This window comes from Tianxiuia mixotrophica (genome assembly GCF_050596425.1).
In the GTDB taxonomy this organism is placed as follows: domain Bacteria; phylum Bacillota; class Clostridia; order Peptostreptococcales; family Acidaminobacteraceae.
Window position 1 is genome coordinate 2348257 of record NZ_CP192292.1, and the last position, 19800, is coordinate 2368056.

At 39.4% G+C, this 19800-nt stretch carries 21 protein-coding genes; all 21 read left to right on the plus strand.

Going from position 1 to position 19800, the window contains the following annotated elements; genetic code table 11:
• The first annotated feature begins 13 nt into the window (after positions 1-13).
• The 21 genes from pilM (at position 14) to ACQ4KW_RS10240 (ending at position 19792) form a co-directional block, all read left to right on the plus strand.
• Positions 14-1141 carry a pilus assembly protein PilM gene (pilM, locus tag ACQ4KW_RS10140; RefSeq protein ID WP_430886421.1) on the plus strand — a complete coding sequence of 376 codons (1128 nt, stop codon included), beginning with the start codon at positions 14-16 and terminating at the stop codon, positions 1139-1141.
• The gene (locus ACQ4KW_RS10145) at positions 1141-1755 is read left to right on the plus strand and encodes a PilN domain-containing protein (RefSeq protein ID WP_430886422.1); all 615 of its coding nucleotides are present in this window, start codon (positions 1141-1143) and stop codon (positions 1753-1755) included. Before pilM ends, ACQ4KW_RS10145 begins: the two co-directional genes overlap by 1 nt.
• Positions 1742-3067 (plus strand): hypothetical protein, encoded by a 1326-nt coding sequence (locus ACQ4KW_RS10150; protein WP_430886423.1) that lies wholly within the window; start codon positions 1742-1744, stop codon positions 3065-3067. The genes ACQ4KW_RS10145 and ACQ4KW_RS10150 overlap by 14 nt, the downstream gene beginning before the upstream one ends.
• A 13-nt stretch (positions 3068-3080) precedes the next feature.
• The gene (locus tag ACQ4KW_RS10155; protein WP_430886424.1) at positions 3081-3962 is read left to right on the plus strand and encodes a type IV pilus modification PilV family protein; all 882 of its coding nucleotides are present in this window, start codon (positions 3081-3083) and stop codon (positions 3960-3962) included.
• Positions 3963-3966: 4 nt separating this feature from the next.
• Positions 3967-6870: a hypothetical protein gene (locus tag ACQ4KW_RS10160; RefSeq protein ID WP_430886425.1), complete on the plus strand. Its 2904-nt coding sequence runs from the start codon at positions 3967-3969 to the stop codon at positions 6868-6870.
• Between the two features lie 17 nt (positions 6871-6887).
• Positions 6888-7193: a late competence development ComFB family protein gene (locus ACQ4KW_RS10165; RefSeq protein ID WP_430886427.1), complete on the plus strand. Its 306-nt coding sequence runs from the start codon at positions 6888-6890 to the stop codon at positions 7191-7193.
• A complete protein-coding gene (locus tag ACQ4KW_RS10170; protein WP_430886562.1) occupies positions 7183-7692 on the plus strand; it encodes a shikimate kinase in 510 nt (169 codons plus the stop codon). The genes ACQ4KW_RS10165 and ACQ4KW_RS10170 overlap by 11 nt, the downstream gene beginning before the upstream one ends.
• Before the next feature lie 263 nt (positions 7693-7955).
• Complete coding sequence (locus tag ACQ4KW_RS10175) at positions 7956-9014, plus strand: M24 family metallopeptidase (RefSeq protein WP_430886428.1); 1059 nt, start codon at positions 7956-7958, stop codon at positions 9012-9014.
• Positions 9015-9028: 14 nt separating this feature from the next.
• Positions 9029-9586 carry an elongation factor P gene (gene efp / locus ACQ4KW_RS10180; RefSeq protein WP_430886429.1) on the plus strand — a complete coding sequence of 186 codons (558 nt, stop codon included), beginning with the start codon at positions 9029-9031 and terminating at the stop codon, positions 9584-9586.
• Positions 9587-9661: 75 nt separating this feature from the next.
• Positions 9662-10120 carry a CD1247 N-terminal domain-containing protein gene (locus ACQ4KW_RS10185; protein WP_430886430.1) on the plus strand — a complete coding sequence of 153 codons (459 nt, stop codon included), beginning with the start codon at positions 9662-9664 and terminating at the stop codon, positions 10118-10120.
• A 381-nt stretch (positions 10121-10501) separates the two neighbouring features.
• Positions 10502-10900, plus strand: a complete 399-nt coding sequence (locus ACQ4KW_RS10190; protein ID WP_430886431.1) for an Asp23/Gls24 family envelope stress response protein — start codon at positions 10502-10504, stop codon at positions 10898-10900.
• A gap of 115 nt (positions 10901-11015) precedes the next feature.
• Positions 11016-11420, plus strand: a complete 405-nt coding sequence (gene nusB, locus ACQ4KW_RS10195) for a transcription antitermination factor NusB (protein WP_430886432.1) — start codon at positions 11016-11018, stop codon at positions 11418-11420.
• A gap of 4 nt (positions 11421-11424) precedes the next feature.
• The gene (locus ACQ4KW_RS10200; RefSeq protein ID WP_430886433.1) at positions 11425-12384 is read left to right on the plus strand and encodes a hypothetical protein; all 960 of its coding nucleotides are present in this window, start codon (positions 11425-11427) and stop codon (positions 12382-12384) included.
• A complete protein-coding gene (xseA, locus tag ACQ4KW_RS10205) occupies positions 12374-13588 on the plus strand; it encodes an exodeoxyribonuclease VII large subunit (protein ID WP_430886434.1) in 1215 nt (404 codons plus the stop codon). The genes ACQ4KW_RS10200 and xseA overlap by 11 nt, the downstream gene beginning before the upstream one ends.
• Positions 13588-13800: an exodeoxyribonuclease VII small subunit gene (locus ACQ4KW_RS10210; RefSeq protein WP_430886436.1), complete on the plus strand. Its 213-nt coding sequence runs from the start codon at positions 13588-13590 to the stop codon at positions 13798-13800. The genes xseA and ACQ4KW_RS10210 overlap by 1 nt, the downstream gene beginning before the upstream one ends.
• Positions 13801-13814: 14 nt before the next feature.
• On the plus strand, positions 13815-14738 hold the full coding sequence (locus tag ACQ4KW_RS10215) for a polyprenyl synthetase family protein (RefSeq protein ID WP_430886437.1): 924 nt from the start codon (positions 13815-13817) through the stop codon (positions 14736-14738).
• A 15-nt stretch (positions 14739-14753) separates the two neighbouring features.
• A complete protein-coding gene (locus tag ACQ4KW_RS10220) occupies positions 14754-15197 on the plus strand; it encodes a divergent PAP2 family protein (protein ID WP_430886438.1) in 444 nt (147 codons plus the stop codon).
• A 717-nt stretch (positions 15198-15914) separates the two neighbouring features.
• Positions 15915-16517, plus strand: coding sequence for a hypothetical protein (locus tag ACQ4KW_RS10225; RefSeq protein WP_430886439.1), 603 nt, complete (start codon positions 15915-15917; stop codon positions 16515-16517).
• An 18-nt stretch (positions 16518-16535) separates the two neighbouring features.
• Complete coding sequence (dxs, locus tag ACQ4KW_RS10230; protein ID WP_430886563.1) at positions 16536-18416, plus strand: 1-deoxy-D-xylulose-5-phosphate synthase; 1881 nt, start codon at positions 16536-16538, stop codon at positions 18414-18416.
• A complete protein-coding gene (locus tag ACQ4KW_RS10235) occupies positions 18413-19222 on the plus strand; it encodes a TlyA family RNA methyltransferase (protein WP_430886440.1) in 810 nt (269 codons plus the stop codon). Before dxs ends, ACQ4KW_RS10235 begins: the two co-directional genes overlap by 4 nt.
• 120 nt (positions 19223-19342) lie before the next feature.
• A complete protein-coding gene (locus ACQ4KW_RS10240; protein WP_430886441.1) occupies positions 19343-19792 on the plus strand; it encodes an arginine repressor in 450 nt (149 codons plus the stop codon).
• Positions 19793-19800: the final 8 nt, after the last annotated feature.

Sequence of the window (19800 nt, forward strand, 5' to 3'; positions counted from 1 at the left end):
GGACTATGACGGTATGGGCAAATTTATTGCAATGGAAATTGGCAATAGAATGACAAAAGTCATCTATGGTCAAGATAAAAAGGGCGATATTCATATAAAAGACTATAGACTGATTGAAAACACAGATAAGATTTATGATCCAGATGGTCGATTAAATCTAAATGAAATACAACCGCTACTAAAAGAAATACTTAAAGAAATGAAAGTTCGCAGGGCAGAGTGCTACTTAACGGTTAGCGGAATGTCAGGCGTGGTACGCCTGCGTGAAATGCCACTGGTTAAAATAAAAGAAATGAAAGAAATTGTGAGGTTTGAAGCCGAGCAGTTTCTACCCTACAATATCGAAGCCTTCTATCTTGATTTTAAGGTGAATCAGATAAAGAAAAGTCTTTCAGAAGAGTCTTTGGATGAAGGCGGAGAAGTAGCAGAGGTTATGATTGTTGCAGCACCTAAAGATACGGTTGATGAGCAGGTTGAACTTGTTGATAAACTTAAGTTAAACATTAAAAAAGTGGACTATTATACGGACGCTATTTTCTCATATTTCAGAAAACATGTTTTAACAGAAGATAAAAACACACTTGTTGTGGATCTCGGGGCTAAATCCATGAATTTAACGATGTTCAATGGTACGACTTACTTTGCAAATATTCAGTCTGAACTAGGCATTGTGGACCTTATTGAGAGACACTCTGAGTATACAGGCAGTCCTTTGAATAAATCTAGAGAAGAGATGTTTGATTTTGAAATAAAGACAAAACCTAAGACTTCTGTCTCTGATGTACATACAAAACTTGAGAGATTGAGGGAAAAACTGCAGTTTAGTAAGTTAAATCAAAGCCACACCAATCAAATCGACTCAGAGATTGATCCTATTTACGAAAGAATTTATGAACCCATTGCTTACGAAGTGACAAAGATGATGGAATTCTTTAAAACAAGACAATTCGGGATGAATGTTGATGAAATATACCTAATTGGTGGTGGCACAAATCTAAAGCAATTCGACACATTCTTGAAATTCTACCACAATATAAGCGTGGAACTTGTTCCAAATCATTATAAAAACTCTGATGTTAAAGACACCGACTATAGACTTCTAATACCTGTCATCGGTGGTCTTATGCAAGGAGGTCACTAATGTTTGGAAAAAAGAAAGATATTTCGGTCTTAGATCAATATAAGAAAAAACAAATAAATCTTCTGCCAGACCTATATTTCAAGAAAAAGAAACGAGTGCGTTTGGCATTTGCTGTACTAACGCTCGTAGTGGCGGTCGCTGTGGTTTTTACCTATCACTTGATTGATCTGCAAAGACAGTTGAAAGAGACTCAAGCCAGCAATGCCCTTATCCTTCAGGCCATTGAAGAGAAAAGTGAAGAAAGAAACAGACAGTACTTATTAACAGCACTTGATAATAGAATAGAGTATAAGTCAAATTTGCTAAAAGAAATTGAAGCTGAAAACACATCCGTGATCTATGTCACAGAAGTGATTGAATCAGTCTTACCTCAAGATGTTTACTATGTAAGCGTGGATTTTGATTCTACAGAATCAATGACGATATATGGCAAGACTGAGACCAAGGAAGAAATTCCTGACCTCCTCCATAAAATTAGATCCTTAAACCTTTTTCATGAACTCAGTGTAGAATCAATTAACAGAACCGAGGAAATAAATTACAAGGGTGTTGAGGAAAAGTTCGAATTTGTACTAGAGTGTAGTTTTGGAGGTGACACTGATGAGGTTGACTAGTAGAGAACGTATTATGCTAATAAGCTTTCTGGTCCTTCTTTCAGTGGCAGGCGTTATATATTATATATATCTGCCGGTGTTTGACGCCCTAGCTTTAGAGCAAGCAAAATTACGTGAAAATGAAAGAACCTTGGAAAGCATTGAAAGAAACATTATGCCCCTTGAAATGCAAAAGAATTTGATCAATTCATTCAAGCGCAAGGTTGAAATTATGGAAAGAACCTTGCCTCCAATTATTTATCAAGAGGAAGTTATTAGAAGTGTTAGTCAAGTCTTTGAAGCCAATGAGGTGGAAGATATAAGCTATAGCTTCGGAAACGCTGGAGACCGTGTTGAAAAGAATAGTGATGAGGAAGCCATTGGTAAAATTATATCTGGATATGAGGATACACTCCTTGATAACTTCTCAAAAAGTATGGTTGAAGCGCGATTTGAAAATCAAAATGAAGCTGATTCTGAACAAGAAGAAGGTTGGGAGTCTGTGGTCAATACCATTGACGCAACAGTGGAAATATCCGGAGCTTATCAGAACATAAAAAATGTGATTGGTCAACTTGAAAGTTTCGATAATATTGTACTTGTAAAAAATCTATCCATCGCTAAAGACAATAATTTTTCTAATCGTGTGGTCGGTACAATTGACTTACAATTTCCATACTACTACGATAATGAAACCCTAGCTAAGCTCAACTGGTTGTATGAATCGGAGTTTGAAGAACACAGCCCATTTGATTACATTGTCACTGGGTCTCTTGCAGATCCAGACAGACCAATCACCTCCATAGGAAGTGGGGCGTCAAATGGACTTGGCTCAATAACGGGTATACCAGGACTTGATGACACATTACTCAATAATCTTGGGGGTGATGGAAACAACTCAACAAGTCAAGAAAGCACAAGACTTGAACCTGATTTTGAAATTATCATGAGTGCACCGACGTCTATCAACAATAAATACTATATATCTAAGGCGGATCAGAGTGAACTCTCTTTATATTCCCAGCGTGATAGTGAAAATTTATCTATAACTGTAACAGAGTCTGCGGGCAAACTTGCATTTTACTATTCGACATCTTTTACGAACTTTCCAGGTGTCAATGAGTATTATGGCTTCGCACCCAACTATGAAGATGCTGTTTATATAACAGTTATATCAACACCTAGGGTAGATGAGAAAGACGTTGGTATGGGCACCTTGAGTGTTTACAATAAAACCGGTAAACCTGTGAAGATCTTAGTGAAAACAGATGATAGTAAATTGCCAAGATTAGTCATGGGAACAACAGAAGGCGATGTTCAAGTGATACGCTAGCAGGAGGCCAACCATGTTGAAAAATCAAAAAGGTGTTACACTGCTGGAACTAATAATCGCAATAGGCATTCTCGCCCTTGTTATTGGACCATATTTGAATCAATTCGTGAAAGCGACTGAAATAGGCGAACGATCCGAACGGATCGTTCGTGCTGAATATGCTGCTCAGAAGAAGTTAGAGGAAATAAAATTAGCCCCTGACCCAAACAACAATGGAATGCCACAGCTTTACGAGGGGTTTACTGTGACGGTGAACTACTCTAATAAAACGACTTCTGTTAACAGCAATAATGGTGATCTCAATTATTTTGATCATACAATCAGCCCAGATATTATCATTGTGCCGTCATATGATTCTGTTCACACACATCTTGACTTTCAAACGGACTCTGGAGCCAGTAAGGGCCTTGTTCAAAATTTGGATTCTGATCAGACGGTGACCTTGCTCCTAGAAGAAACACCAATTGAAAACGCTTATAAATTGAAGTATAAGGTGGACGACGGACTTTACACGGATATTCTCCCATTAAGCAAAGGGCCAGACGAAGAGGTTGTTATAAGAGTAAATGCTTCCCAGACAGAAACCGAGGATGAACTGCTTACCTTTGTAATATATAATGCTTCAGGCAATAGTGATAAAGAAAGTCCACCAAAAGGAAATGATAAGTTAAGTGCACGTCAACTTGAAGTTTATGAGTTTGATGATGACAACAAAAATTATAGCTTTGAACGTGATATCAGTAACACAGGCGAAGTGAACTTTTATTTGAAGCTTAATTCAGAAACCGAAGAAACTGTGAACAATGATTTAGACTACTACTGGGTTTATATAACGGTTGAAAACAGTCGAGGCGAACTTATATATGACTTATACTCTTCTGTAAGAAAGAAGTGATATTATGATAAATCCATTTTTGAATAAAAAATCAAAATCTGAAAATTTGAATAAGGAAAAAGGATCAGCACTTATAACAGTGCTAATTATCATTTCACTTTTAACCATTTTAGGCTTAGGCCTAATGATGGTCAGTTTGAGTGGTCTTCAAAGAACACTGCGTCTAAGTGGAAGCAACAATGCATTTTATATTACAGATGGGGCCATTGAGGAAAGTTTGGCTGAAATCAACGACATGTCCTTTGAAGCAGAAAGACTGGCCAATGAACATATTAATAGTGTTGTCAGTATGGATGAGGAAAATATATTTGATGCTTTTGAAAAGACTGAAGGCACAGATGATGACGAAGAAACATTTGTTCAAGGGGAAGTCTGGGAACCTTATTTAAGAAAATTGAAGTCAGATCTTCATAATGGTGTGATCACCGAAGAAGACGTTATGGACCATATCGACAGAGCTCTTAATCTGGAGTTTTTAGTGAAATATTATGAGTATTTCCTAAATCAACCTGATATATTGTCCTATAAACTCCTAGACGAGAACACTGGAGAATATCTGGGTCAGCTTGATAGTCCGGATTCCTACAAAGACAATTGTTTAATTTATCAAAAGCTTTCTCAAAACGCGCTCAAAAGAAGCGCAGACCCAAATAACACTACAGCTCCCCAAAACAGACTTGTCCACGTTGATTTGAATCAACATATTGAAAATATATCAGGCTACGATGTGAGTGCTGACGGAACAGATGAAAATCTCGATATAGAAGTTGTCAATTCATCATTCGAGGATAGGAAGTTGTATATAACCTTAAAATCGAATGGTCGGTTTAATGAGCATAAAAAAGCCATCCAGCTAAAAGTGGAAATTGAAGAGCCGCAGTATCACTTCGTTTTTCGGACCGCTAAAGGTGTTGAAAGAATAAAGGACAATGAAATCCTAGATTACGCAATAGCTTCAGGTAAAGACCTTGTTGTAACCGAGGGCGATGTTACCATCGAAGGCAATGCATACTTCTACGGAAGTCTGCCAGAAAAATCAAATTTATCAGACCGCCTTTCACAGAAAGCGTTTGGCGGAATAGTTCTTGGTATTGAAGAAGGTGAAGATGATTTTTTACGGCAAGACCTTTCTGATTTTAAATTCTATGGTATGTTGGATCATTCAATAGAAAACTGGCAATCTGCGACCCTGAATGTGAAGGGCGATCTCTATACAAGAGGAAATATTAAGTTTTTTAAGTCGGGTTATAATCTTAAGGTTGAGGAGAATCTAGGTGCAAATGAACTTCGTACGGAGTCAGCAATAGACAACACCTCAATAATTAACATTGATGTGTTAAAAAATTTATACCTATACGAAGACATCATATTAAATGGAGAAAAAGGAAATACCAATATAAGAGTGGGAACGGCAGCAAAACCTGCAGGCAGTGAGATCACGATGGATGAAGGGGAACTTTACCTAATGCTTGACTCTGGAGAAACAAATTATGATCAAGGAGATTTAGCTGGATCAATTATTGTGGACAGAAAGGCGGTAGACAAATCATCTATCGAAGTGGATAAGGCATTTATACATGGTATATCATTCTCGGGCATCTCTCGAAAAGACGAGGATGGAAATATTCACAATTATATGACGGGCGAGTCTTTAACCACAGAAAATAAGTATCTGAAATTTTATACAACGACCTATGCAAAAAATGAGAGAAACGGACAATATGCTGGAAAGCTTTCTGGATATGATGAAGTGGATTATTATTATGGATATGATTCTGAAGGGAATCCTTTATTTGAAGAGACGCCTTATGAAATGCTAGAAAAGTCAAGTGACGACGAGGTGACAAGCGCTAAAGAGTTTAAAAAACAAGTTTTTATATATGGTGCTCAAAATGGTGATCCAAATGCCAGTGCATCAAAAGTTGATGATGAAGACAAGAGTATTTTTAAAATCAGAAGTGTTGAAAAAACTTTTGACTTCTTAAATAACAATTATTCAGCTGGTATTGTACCAGGTCAAACAAATGATGACAGTATGGTTTTATTTGGAACAGACAAGGCCAATGACATGAGTCTATGGCTTTCCCAAATAAAGCGTGAGATACTGAACACGGAAGACCGTGATGTTGATAAAAAAATGAATCTTCTGGCCACAAGAGATATAAAGAATGGTCATAACTTTGTATATGAGTATGTAGAGCCAGGTGGGACCAATACTTTATTAAAGACAATTAATGAGGATACAGAAGGCACTAGACTTTCACAACTTATCTTAATGGATAGCACAACTCGGCGGTTAAACATTGGATCGGACAGTAACATTCAGATTATAAATGACGATCCCTCAAAAGACATCTACATCAACCCTCCCGGAGGCATTGGAAACAATAATATCGGTCTAGGCGGTCTAGGCGATATCAAGGTCAATTTATCTGGTATTATTGCCACAAAAGGCGATGTGTATATCTATGCGCCAGCAGGCGTGACGGTGACCTTTGTTGGGAATATCTATGCCGAGGGTCGAGTAATTTTCTATGGACCGGGTAAGAAAGAGTTAATCAATAAAAATATTACTGATAAAGTCACCTTGGGCCATCAGCTTATAGCAGCTTATGATGATCTAAGTAAGGCCTTTTATGCTGATGAGGGGCGAAAAATAGAAAATATTTATGGCTACTATGATGGAAAATCAGACTACTGGAACGACTATGACGCCGATCGAAGCAGTCCTACAGCCTTCACGACAGACCTTGGAAACCAACCCGTAATAGCAGTGGTTCCGTATAAGAAGTCCAGTGAAGGGAATATTGATGTTGACTTATCTCAGCTTCCTCTCCTTGTTGGTATGCAAAAAAATAAAGGGATTCAGCGTTACAAGGTAGAATATTGGAGAGAGGTAAGAGAGTAATTCAGCTTGCCCCTAATATGACTGAAGGGCGTGATACTTTGGAACTGAGAAATTATATGGAGATTTCCGTTGATCATTACTTACCAAACTTACTGAGGGCTTTTCCAGATGTTTGTACCTGTGAGCATTGTTTAATGGATATCAAAGCCATTGCACTGAACAGTTTAAAGCCTCATTATGTGGTGACAAGCAAGGGCGAAGTTTATTCAAAACTTGACGAGATGAATCTCCAGTACGAAACGGATATACTTAAGGCGCTCATTGATGCCATTAACGTGGTTTCAAAAAACCCGCGCCATAACTCGGAGGATGATGACAATTAATATTTACCTGATAGGTATGATGGGATCAGGCAAAAGCACGATCGGTCAGTTACTGGCCGATCGTTTAAATATGCCTTGGTTAGACATGGATGAAATTATAGAAAAAAGAGGTATGTCCATACCGCATATATTCGAGAAATACGGCGAGGAAAAGTTTAGAGAAATCGAGACAGACGTTACAAAAGCTATAGCACAGGAAGATGGAACAGTGGTTTCAACAGGCGGTGGTGTGGTCTTAAAAGACAGTAATGTAGAACTGATGAAAGTCAGTGGCAGGGTGGTTTATCTCAAGGCCAGCAAGAATCAGCTTCTCAAGAATCTAGAAAGTGGAAGGGCACACAGACCCCTCATTCAAGATGGTTCCTTAGAGAAAAAAATTGACCAGCTGATAGGCGTGCGCGGTCAAATATACGAAGACAGCGCAGATATTATTATAGAAACCGATGCGTATTCACCAAGTGAGATAGCTGATCAAGTCATAAAACTGTTAAAACTTTGATATGAAGCGTATTTGCTTGCTATTCAAAATATGAAAAGTGTGGTAATATATATTGGGATGTGACGCACTAAGAAAGAAATTTCCATCGTTTAATGGTTCTTCTGCGGCATTATCCACTGAAAAATACATTAGGCACCTGTATGTTCACAGAGCCATGTCATCACAAAACCATATTGATATAATTTTCGTACATGTCTATATGGTTTTGTGATGACTTTAGAGTGAAATATGCAGTTGCTTACATGAAAAAGGCGGTGAATAAGATGCAAATATTAAAACGACTTCGAGATGCAATGACCGATCGCGCATTTGATGCAGTTCTCATCACCAAGCCTGAGAATAAAAGATACATCAGTGGTTTCACGGGCACTTCAGGTATTGCTGTAGTCAGCCATGAGAACGCTTGGTTTATTACTGACTTTAGATACAAAGATCAAGCGGCAGCTGAGTGCAAAGGTTTTGAAATAAAACTGCACACCCCTGAAAAATCCATTTATGATGTATTGAATGAACTCAATCTGAAAAGCTTGGCATTTGAAGACGAAAGTATGACTGTAAAAGAATTTGATACATATAGAGAAAATATGCCGAACACGGCATTTACTCCAATTGACCAGTTAATCGAATCTCTTAGACTGCAAAAGAGCAAAGCGGAAATTGAGACAATTAAAAAGTCAGCTTCCATTGCCGATGCGGCGTTTGAGCATATTCTTACATATATCAAACCAGGCATGGCAGAAAAAGAGGTTGCCCTAGAGCTGGAAATGTTTATGAAAAAACAAGGGGCCAGCGCTCTTTCTTTTGATATTATTGTGGCATCCGGTTGGAGATCGTCACTGCCTCATGGTCGAGCCAGTGATAAAATTATTGAAAATGGCGATTTTGTAACAATGGATTTTGGCTGTGTCTATAAGGGGTATTGTTCAGATATGACACGGACAATTGTTATGGGGCAAGCAACCGAGAAGCAAAGAAAAGTCTATGAGACTGTTCTAAAGGCTCAGGAAGCGGCACTTCAGTACATTAAACCTGGTATACAGGGCAAAGACGCTGATAAAATAGCAAGAGACATTATCACTGAGGAAGGGTTCGGCGAATATTTCGGACATGGACTTGGACACGGAGTGGGTCTTGAAGTGCATGAAGCACCAAGACTTGCACCAATCGGTGAAAAAATATTAGAGAAAAATATGGTGGTAACAGACGAACCGGGTATTTATATTCCAGAATTCGGTGGTGTTCGAATAGAAGACCTAATTGTGGTAACGGAAAATGGATGTGAAAGGTTGTCAACGTCCCCTAAACATTTAATTGAACTTTAATCGGAGGTATAAGCATGATTTCTGCAGGTGATTTTAGAAAAGGTATGACATTTGAAATTAACGGCGAACCAGTTGTTGTAATTGACTTTCAACACGTTAAGCCAGGTAAAGGGGCTGCCTTTGTAAGAACAAAGTACAAGTCTTTACTATCAGGGGCTACAAGAGAAACAACTTTCTCTCCATCTGAAAAGTTCCCTAAGGCACACATCGAATCAAAAGAAATGCAATATCTTTATAGCGATGGTGACCTTTACTACTTCATGGATAACGAAACATATGATCAAATTCCACTTCCTCATGAACTTGTTGTAGATTCAATTAAATACATCAAGGAAAATGACAATGTTATGCTGAAGTTCTACAAGGGCAAATGCTTTGTGGTTGAAGCGCCAAACTTTGTTATTCTTGAGGTTACTGAAACTGAGCCAGGTGTTAAAGGTGACACAGCTTCTAATGTTACAAAAAAAGCTGTTCTTGAAACTGGCGCAGTTGTGAATGTACCACTATTTGTCAACGAAGGCGACAAGGTTAAGGTTGACACTAGAACCGATGAATACCTGTCTCGTGCATAAGCACTTGACGGTTTCATATATGAATCAGGCTGTTTAGGAACTGTCTGAAAAACACAACTCTAAGGAGGTTATATCATGAGCTATCTACTAGAAAAGGTGTCCTATTTGAAGGGTCTTGCTGAAGGCATGGAAGTTGAGCAAAACTCGAAGGAAGGAAAGCTGCTGGTTCATATCATCGAATTAATGGATGATTTTGCAGCTGCATTTGATGAACTTGATACAGACCTCGAAGAGCTAGAAGAATACGTCGAAGACGTAGATGAAGATCTGGCTGACCTAGAAGACTATGTTGAGTCTGTTGACGAAGATCTTGCTGATCTTGAGGATGAAATTGAAATGGAACTAGGTTTGGCTGACTATGACGAATTCGAGTGTCCACATTGCGGAGAGACTGTACTGGTTGATCAGGAGTGGGATGAAGACGATTGCTGCATTGAACTGACTTGCCCAGAATGCGGTGAAGATTTCGTTATTTCAGACATGTGTTGCTGCGAAGAGGTTACACTTGAGCAGGAAGAAACAACTGAAGAATAAGAAAATGGATTATGCCCGCTATTTCCTTAGCGGGCATTTTCAGGCCAATTTGAATGCAACCATTTATAAATATACGACATGTCGTAAAAATGATTAGTAAAGCATGTAAGATCCTGTGTAAATATGGGTATTTCATAGTCGAGGGATTATAAGCTCCTTAAAAAGGCTTTGTGCCTCCGCTTGAGAGTGTTTAGTCCATACTTTGAGTTTAAGTTAACTTTTGCATGATCTTTATATGACATGTTTAAAAAAGGCCTGAAGTTAAAGTGGGTCTTTGATTATATTTACATATAAAAAATTGTAAACACACTGTAACGCCTAGCTTTCATTGTGTTTCGGGGTAGGTTCTGTTATAATAATTTTATGATTGGAGGAAGTAAAATGGCTGAAAAGACACAACTCGATGCTTTAGAATATGGTAATGTTAATATTTCTGACGATGTTATTGGAATCATCACTTCAATTGCAGCAGCAGAGATTGAAGGTGTAAACGGACTTTCTGGTGGTTTTGCAGAAGACATTGCAGAAATGTTTGGTGTTAAGAACCTTAAAAAAGGCGTCAAAGTAGATATTGAAGATGACATTGTTGTTGTTGATTTAAATATAATTGTTGATTTTGGAATTAAGATTCCTGACGTGGCTTGGCAAGTACAAGAAAATGTTAAGAATGCGATTGAGACGATGACAGGTCTTGCTTGTAAAGAAGTTAACATTCATGTACAAGGCATTAACATGAAATCTGCCGATGACACGCCTGTGGAAGAATTAATCGAAGAATAGAAAGACACATAAAAAGAATTATAAGATATGAAAAACTTCGTGAAGCAGACCTAGTTCTGTGAGACCGGAGTTTTTCTAAAGTGTATATGGGATTAAATGAGTATTGGAGGGCCTAATGGGCAGAAAGCAAGCTAGAGAAACAGCAATGCAATGTCTGTATCAAATGGATATGCATGGTGAGTATACAGTGGATAGAATTGATGCATATATTGAAAGCATTGGTCAAAATGATGCGGATAAAATTTTTGTGGGTCAAGTTGTGAGGAATTTTATTCAGCACAAAGACGCAGTTGATCAGGAAATTTCTTCTCATCTGAAAAAGGGTTGGAAGATTGACCGTATAGCTAAAATTGATTTGGCAATCCTGAGAATTGCAATGACTGAAATCCTTTTCAATGAAGATATTCCTGAAAGTGTATCAATCAACGAAGCGGTTAATCTCTCAAAGAAATTTAGCGATGACGAGTCCAGTTCATTTATTAATGGCCTTCTAGGTGCAACCGTGGGCAATAAGGCTTAATATTATGAAGCCCTACACTCTTGGAATCGACACAAGCTGCTATACAACATCAATGGCTATAGCAGATCATAAGGGAAGATTAGTGTATGAATCACGGAAAATGCTCGATGTGAAAAAAGGAGCCCGTGGGCTAAGGCAGTCCGAGGGCTTTTTTCAACATGTCATGAATTTGCCAATGATTTTTGAAGCAATTTGTCAAGAAGTAGACACCAGTCAAATAGGGTGTATTGCTGTAAGCACACGGCCGAGGAATCAAGAAGAATCATATATGCCAGTTTTTACTGCAGGGCTTCAGTTTGCTAAAGCTCTGTCATTGGCCCTGAAAGTGCCGTTGTTTACAACAACACATCAAGATGGTCACATTATGGCAAGTGCTTATGGTGGTCAATTTGATTATCGTGAGAGCCACTTGTCTGTCCACCTTTCAGGAGGCACATCAGAAATACTGTTTTCAAAATGGGTGCATGGCGCATTTGACATAGACATTGTGGGTGGGACTTTAGATGTATCCGCAGGACAATTAATAGACAGGGTTGGCGTGGCACTCGGTTACGATTTTCCATGTGGAAAATTCTTAGATCAGCTTTGTGATGAGAGTTCAAACCCGCTCAAATTTCCCGTCAGTGTGAAAGGCTCTTATTTTAACTTAAGTGGAGCAGAGGCCTATGGATTGAAATATATTGAGGGGGGCAAAGACCCTTCAGATATTTCCAAAGGACTTTTTGACGCGCTAATCAAAACCCTTGAAAAGGCACTTCTTTGTGCAGTGCAAGAGAGTCAAGTAAATAAGGTCTTAATGGCGGGAGGCGTTTCCTCTAGTGCTTATATGCAAAAAATACTTCCTGAAAGACTGAAAAAGAATGGGATAGATGTCATGTTTTGCGGGCCTAAATTTGCAGCAGACAATGCAATTGGCGTCGCAGTATTAGGGGCGCTCAATAGAGGTGATAATAATGAAGCTTAGACCATTATCAGTGTCTGAAGTCAATGCCTATATAAAAAGGAACCTGTCATATGATCCTATTCTATCCAATCTGATCATTGAAGGTGAACTTTCAAACTATAAACTTCATTCCAGCGGGCATGCGTATTTTAGTCTGAAAGATTCAGATGCACGAATCAGTTGTGTTATGTTTCACAGAGATTTTTCTCAGGTGGACTTCACGCCTGAGGACGGCATGAAAATTCGCGCAAAGGGATATATATCGGTTTATGAAAGAGATGGAAAGTATCAACTTTATGCCAAATCTCTTGAGCAAAGTGGGCTAGGAGACCTTCATGTCAAGTTTGAAAAGATGAAGAAAAAACTAGATGAAGAGGGCCTATTCGATCAAAAATTCAAGAAGAAAGTCCCTGAGTTTCCAGAAAAAATTGCAGTGGTTACATCACCAACGGGTGCAGCCATTAGGGATATATTAAATGTTCTAAAAAGACGTGTGACCTATACTGATGTAACTATTTTTCCAGTGCGTGTGCAAGGGGAAACAGCGGCAAGCGAAATTTCTCAAATGATAGACCATGTCAACGCCATTGGCAACTTTGATACAATCATCACCGGTAGAGGTGGTGGATCAATTGAAGATCTGTGGTGCTTTAACGAAGAAATTGTAGCAAGGTCCATATTTCAAAGTGATATTCCGGTCATAACGGGTATTGGTCATGAAACCGATTTTACTATTTCAGATTTTGTTTCTGATTTGAGAGCACCAACACCGTCAGCGGCGGCAGAACTTTCGGCCGTGTCGAACATTGAACTCTATGGTTATTTAAATGCATATAGGAGTAAAATGGTGGATGGGCTTAAAAGTAAAGCCCAAGTTTCTAGAGAGATGTTGGAGCGATATACGCCAGATGCCCTAGGTCGAATGCTTGTTAGAGTTTCAGACACAAAACGTTATGAACTTGACGCATTCAGACAAAGGCTCGAACAGTCTGTAAACAAAACTATTGAGATGAAAAAACAGAGCTTGTCTTATACGGGTCAGCTTCTTGATCATATTAGCCCTCTTAAAACCATGGACAGAGGCTATTCTATAGTTCTAGATGAAAATGATACGATTGTGAATAAAGTGGATGCTATCAGCAAGGGTGATCATCTTAAAGTACAAGTAACAGATGGACAAATTCATGTTTGTGTGGCGTCTGTTTCAGAAGGTGAGAGTGAATAATGCCTAAAAAGAAAAATTTTGAAAATCAACTGGACAGATTAAAAGAAATTGTTGATATGATGGAACAGGGGAGTGTTAAACTGGAAGATGCCCTAAAACTCTTTGAAGAAGGGGTCGGCATTTATTCAAACTGTAACAAACTCCTTGAAGATGCAGAGCAAAAAATAAAGATCATGACATCTGTTGGTGAAGAAGACTTCGAAAATTCGTAAAGGCGGGTTGTTAAATGAATGTCAGATGTGAACTTGACAAACCATTCGATCAAATAATGCGTGACAAAAAAGATTCTATCGAAAAACATCTAAACACATATTTTAATGGACAAAGTAGTCCTTATGAAAAGGCCCTCTTTGACGCCATGAACTATAGCCTACGAGCAGGTGGAAAAAGACTTCGCCCGATTATTGTGGTTGAAACAGCAAAAGTTTTTTCAGGGGCATGCGACTTGGCTTTTCCATTTGCGGCGGCCCTTGAAATGATACATACATATTCTCTGATTCATGATGACCTTCCTGCTATGGATAATGATGACCTACGTCGTGGTAAGCCTACAAATCATATAGTCTTTGGTCAGGCCAAAGCCATTCTAGCAGGGGATGCTCTTCTAAACAGCGCACATACCATCATGCTTGAAAGGACTATGAAAGAATCAGACCCTGAATCCATGAGAAAATGTGTCAAAGCTTGTCATGAAATATCTGAAAAGGCAGGCGCATGTGGCATGATTGTCGGCCAAGTGGCAGACATAGCCAATGAAAACATCAAGGTCGATATTGAGACCCTAAATTACATTAATAAATACAAAACAGGCGCTTTAATTGAAGCTGCTTTTGCATCCGGCGCAATGCTCGGTGGTGCAAATGATGAAGAAATTTCTAAAATGCGGAAGGTTGCCCAGAATATCGGGTTATCCTTTCAAATAATTGATGATATACTGGATATTGAGGGTGACACTGAAGTTATTGGAAAGCCAACGGGTAGTGATGTAAAAAATGATAAAACAACCTATCCGTCACTCATAGGGTTAGAAGCTTCAAGAAGCAAGGCTACAGAATTAACCAAAGAAGCCATTCAAATCCTGAAGGCCCTTCCCTATGACACTGAGTTCCTTGAGTGCTTGGTCATTGAGCTGTTAAGCAGAAAGCTCTAAAGTGTGAGGTTGAGAATGAACTATTTTGAAGGTATTGTAAATAATGAAGTGTTCGCAGCCGCGTTTTTATCGTGGTTCATTGCCCAGGTTTTAAAGGTTATCTTAACCTTTGTCTCAGAGGGCAGACTAAACGTATATAGAATGATTGGTTCAGGTGGTATGCCATCAAGCCATTCGTCTTTTGTAATGGGCATGTCAACAGCAGTTGGCCTGGCAAAAGGTTGGGATTCTAGTTCCTATGCCATCGCCCTTGTTCTAAGTTTGATTGTTATGTATGATGCCTCGGGTGTCCGACGTTCTGTTGGCAAGCAAGCTATCATACTCAATAATATAATTGAAGATTTATACCATCACAAACCTATCGCCCAAGACAAACTTAAAGAATTGGTTGGGCATACACCTGTGGAAGTTTTTGCAGGTGCTCTACTTGGCATTGTGGTGGCAAACTTCATAGTATAGGTACATATCACATATATTTAATGAATGTGATGAAAATTAATAAAGTTTATTCACAGGTGGTGCAGTATTCTAGTCAGAGCTGTTAGCTTGGAAGGCGGGGCTAAAAATCCGTTAAAGGGCACATCGATGAAGTTCCTGGTATTGGCTGCCGACGCCCAGTCGGGGGTCTGTGCTGGGAGTAAGGACGTGGGGGCGATCCGCAAAGGCATGCGGGCGATGACCCTTATTCCGTGGAGACCTGTAACGTGAAAACCTACAGGATACACCTGTATTCCGGTACCAAAGCTGGGTACAGCGTAGCCTGCCTTGAGTGGGGGAGGCGGACGGTAGTCAGGCTTAAGGGGTATGGGCCCATACCCTCTAAGTCAATGCTAATCTAAACCTTCACTGCAAAAGAGGCTAAGAGTTAACTTGCCTGCAGAGGAAAACTCCTAGACTGTTCATTATGAAGTACATTTTGGATTGAAGTACGGTCTAAGTGGTAGTCCAGTCCCATAATCGGAGACGACTTGGTCAAAGGCTTAATGGGAAACTGCTGTTTTGGCGACAAAACAGTGCCTTTGGGGGAAATCCAACTGGACCTAAGCCGTAAAATTTACTTAATGTACTGCCACCTGTTAATATATAAATTCGACTTGCATTTTATACTATGAACCATAGGTATAAAGAAAAATTGCAAGCACAATAAAGCGTGTCAATGAAAAGGAGCGGTACGTCTTGAAAAAAAATAAAGGCGGCTCAAAACTTAAAAATTTAAAAAAGAAAAAAGCAAGCAAATGGATTTTGAGGGTTAGTATAATGACTTTTATTCTAGCCATACTCATGAGTACACTGTCAGAATCTGTTTTGAGAAATGTTAGCCTGATACCTGCGATTGGCGTATTGCTTACGATTATCTTCTTAGGTGTTGTTTTTGATACCATAGGAAATGCTGTCGTAGCGGCCAAAGAACAACCCTTTCATTCTATGGCGGCCCAAAAGGTGCCAAGTGCAAAATATAGTGTGAGCCTTGTCAGAAATGCAGGGCCCGTATCAAACTTTTGTAATGATGTGATTGGGGATATAGCAGGGATCATTAGTGGCGCGGCAATTGCGATTATCCTAACGCAGATCATGGCTCTTGGTCTGCCGTTTTTAAATATGGCAACACTTTCCGTCGTCTTTAGCGGAACGGTTGCTGCACTCACTGTTGGCGGCAAAGCCATAGGTAAAGAATTAGCGCTCTCTAAATGGAAGAGCATAGTCAAAGGGGTTGGAACAATACTTTATTTCCTTGACTCCAAACTCCGTATAAGAATTTTGAAAGATGTGAAGCGCTAGTCGGTCAAAGGAAGAGTGATTTTTATGTTACTTGATAAAATAGCATCACCTGAAGATTTAAAACAAATGAATAAGTCCGATCTCATTCGGTTGAGCGTTGAAATTAGAGAGTTTCTTTTGAATAGCATCTCTCAAACAGGTGGACACCTAGCGTCAAATCTTGGTGTGGTAGAACTGACCATTGCCCTACATAAGGTTTTTAACAGTCCAGAAGACAGAATTGTATGGGATGTTGGTCACCAGGCATATGTTCACAAGCTTATAACTGGCCGTAAAGATAGTTTCGGACAGTTGAGACAGTTCGGTGGCATGAGTGGATTTCCCAAGCGTTGTGAAAGCACACATGACTGTTTTGAAACAGGGCATAGCTCCACATCCATATCGGCAGCGGTGGGTCTAGCTAAGGCCAGAGACCTCAAGAATAAGGACCATAGTGTTATTGCAGTTATTGGTGATGGAGCCTTAACTGGTGGAATGGCTTTTGAAGCCATGAACCATGCTGGCCATGATGACCTTGACATCACCGTTGTCCTTAATGACAATGAAATGTCTATATCCGAAAACATCGGCGCGATGTCAAAGCAGTTAAGAAGGCTTCGGATGGCACCTGCCTATGCCAATATAAAGGGTGAGACAAGAACAATGTTGTCTTCAATCCCCCATGTAGGTGAGAGCATCACAAAATCTATAACCAAGTTTAAATCTGGTCTTAAGGTTATGCTGGTTAATGGCATGCTTTTCGAGGGGCTAGGCTACCATTATTACGGTCCAATAGATGGACACAATATTGATGAACTTACAAATGCACTGGAAATGTCTAAGTCTGTTAAGGGTCCTAAACTAATCCATGTCATTACAAAAAAAGGAAAAGGCTATTTGCCAGCGGAGCAGAATCCGTCTGCCTACCATGGTGTTGGAGCCTTCGATTTAAAAAAGGGCGTTCAGCCTAAGGCGGGGAAGAGGTCATATTCTAAAGTATTTGGAGATGCACTCACAGACCTTGCCAAGGACAATGACAAGGTGGTGGCTATAACTGCTGCCATGCCAGATGGCACAGGGCTCTCTGACTTTATGAAGGCATATCCAAAACGCTTTATTGATGTGGGAATCGCAGAACAACATGCAGTCACTATGGCCGCTGGTCTAGCTGCAGAAGGTATAAAACCTGTGTTTGCAGTCTATTCTACATTCCTGCAAAGAGCATACGACCAAATTATTCACGACGTGTGCATTCAGAATTTGCCAGTGGTCTTTGCCATAGATAGGGCAGGCCTTGTAGGCAATGATGGTGAAACGCATCATGGTGTGTTCGATCTGTCCTATTTATCACACATTCCGAATATGACAGTTCTTGCACCGAAAGATGGCCATGAGCTTGACCGAATGGTTCGATATGCAGTGAATGACCATGAGGGTCCCATTGCCATTCGTTATCCTCGAGGCAAGGAAATCTTTATTAATGAATCAAATGATGATATTAAGAAGCCTGAAATTTTGAAATCTGGAAAAGACCTTACAATTTTATCAGTTGGGAAAATGGTTTCGACAGCCCTTGAAACGGCAGAAAAACTTGAGTCCATGGGCATAAACGCTTCGGTTGTTAATGTCAGATGCGTCTATCCGCTTCAAACTTTGGATCTGGAGAAGGTTCTTAGTGAACTGGGGGCAAAATATATCGTTACCCTTGAAGACAATGTTGTAGACAGTGGGTTTGGATCGAGTCTAACGAGCTGGGTTTGCGACAAAAAACTAAATTATGACATTCAAAGTTTAGGTATACCTAATAAGTTTGTTGAACATGGTGATGTAGACAAACTAATGGCTTCCTTAGGACTTGATAGTGGAAGCATTGCCAAGAGAATTCAACTTAAGATGAAATTTAGGAGACAGCAAAAATGAAAAAAGAGCGACTCGATGTTCTGCTTGTAGAACTGGGAGAATTCGAATCTCGAGAAAAGGCCAAGAGAAATATAATGGCTGGCCTCATTTTTGTTGATGGTCAGCGGGTCGATAAGGCCGGCACTAAAGTAAAAAGAGATTCAAAAATAGAGGTCAAGGGGAAAGCTTTACCTTATGTCAGCCGTGGTGGGCTTAAACTTGAAAAAGCAATTAAGGAACATGGCGTTCATGTGGAAAACAAGGTGTGCATGGATATCGGCGCTTCAACAGGTGGCTTCACTGACTGCATGCTTCAAAATGGTGCTAGTAAAGTCTATTCGGTTGATGTGGGATATGGACAACTTGACTGGAAACTTAGAAATGATGAACGTGTGGTAAATATGGAAAGAACCAATATCAGACATGTCACCATGGAGGATATTGGTGAAGCAATAGACTTTGTTAGTATTGATGTATCCTTTATATCATTAAAACTTGTCTTGCCTGTGGCCTATAGTTTAATGGCGGAGCAAGCTGAAATTGTTTTTCTGATCAAACCTCAATTTGAAGCTGGAAAAGAGGAAGCGAAAAAGGAAAAGGGTGTCATTAAGAACCCTAAGGTCCATCAGTCGGTGATTGAAGAAATTGTGGGCTTTGCATCAGGACTTGGTTTTAAAATAAAGGCACTTACTTTTTCTCCTATAACGGGTCCAGCAGGAAATATTGAATTCTTATGCCATGCTGTTAAAGGGCAAACGGAGGATGCACTGGTTTTGGATGGACTTGCACAAGCGATTGTGGAGAGCGCGCATAACCGTCTAAAGTAAAATGTTCAAATATATGCAAAAAATCATATAAAAATAAAGGAGATTTCACTAGCGTATAGAAGTAGAAACAGTGGACTATACTAATTTACAGGCATTCATTATATTAACGGGGGGATTTATTTGAAATATTCACGACATTCCAAAATTCTTGAGATCATAGATGCACAAGAAGTGGAAACACAAGAGGAACTAGCAAATGCACTAAAGAAAAATGGTTTTAATGTCACACAGGCAACTGTGTCAAGGGACATTAAGGAACTACGTTTGATTAAAGTTCTAACTAAAGACGGCAAGTATAAATATGCAACGATCAAACAGCAAGAAAGTGTGATTTCAGAGAGATTTCTAAAACTCTTTAGAGACTCTGTAATTTCTCTTGACCATGCTGGAAATATGGTTGTCATTAAGACTTTGGTAGGTGCAGCAAATGCAGCTGCAGCAGCTCTTGACGCACTTGATGTCAAGTCAATAGTGGGCTCAATTGCTGGAGACGATACTATTTTTCTACTTGTAAGAACAGAAGATGAAGTAGAAGAAGTTTTGGCTGAATTTAAGAGAATGATGGCATAACTTAATAG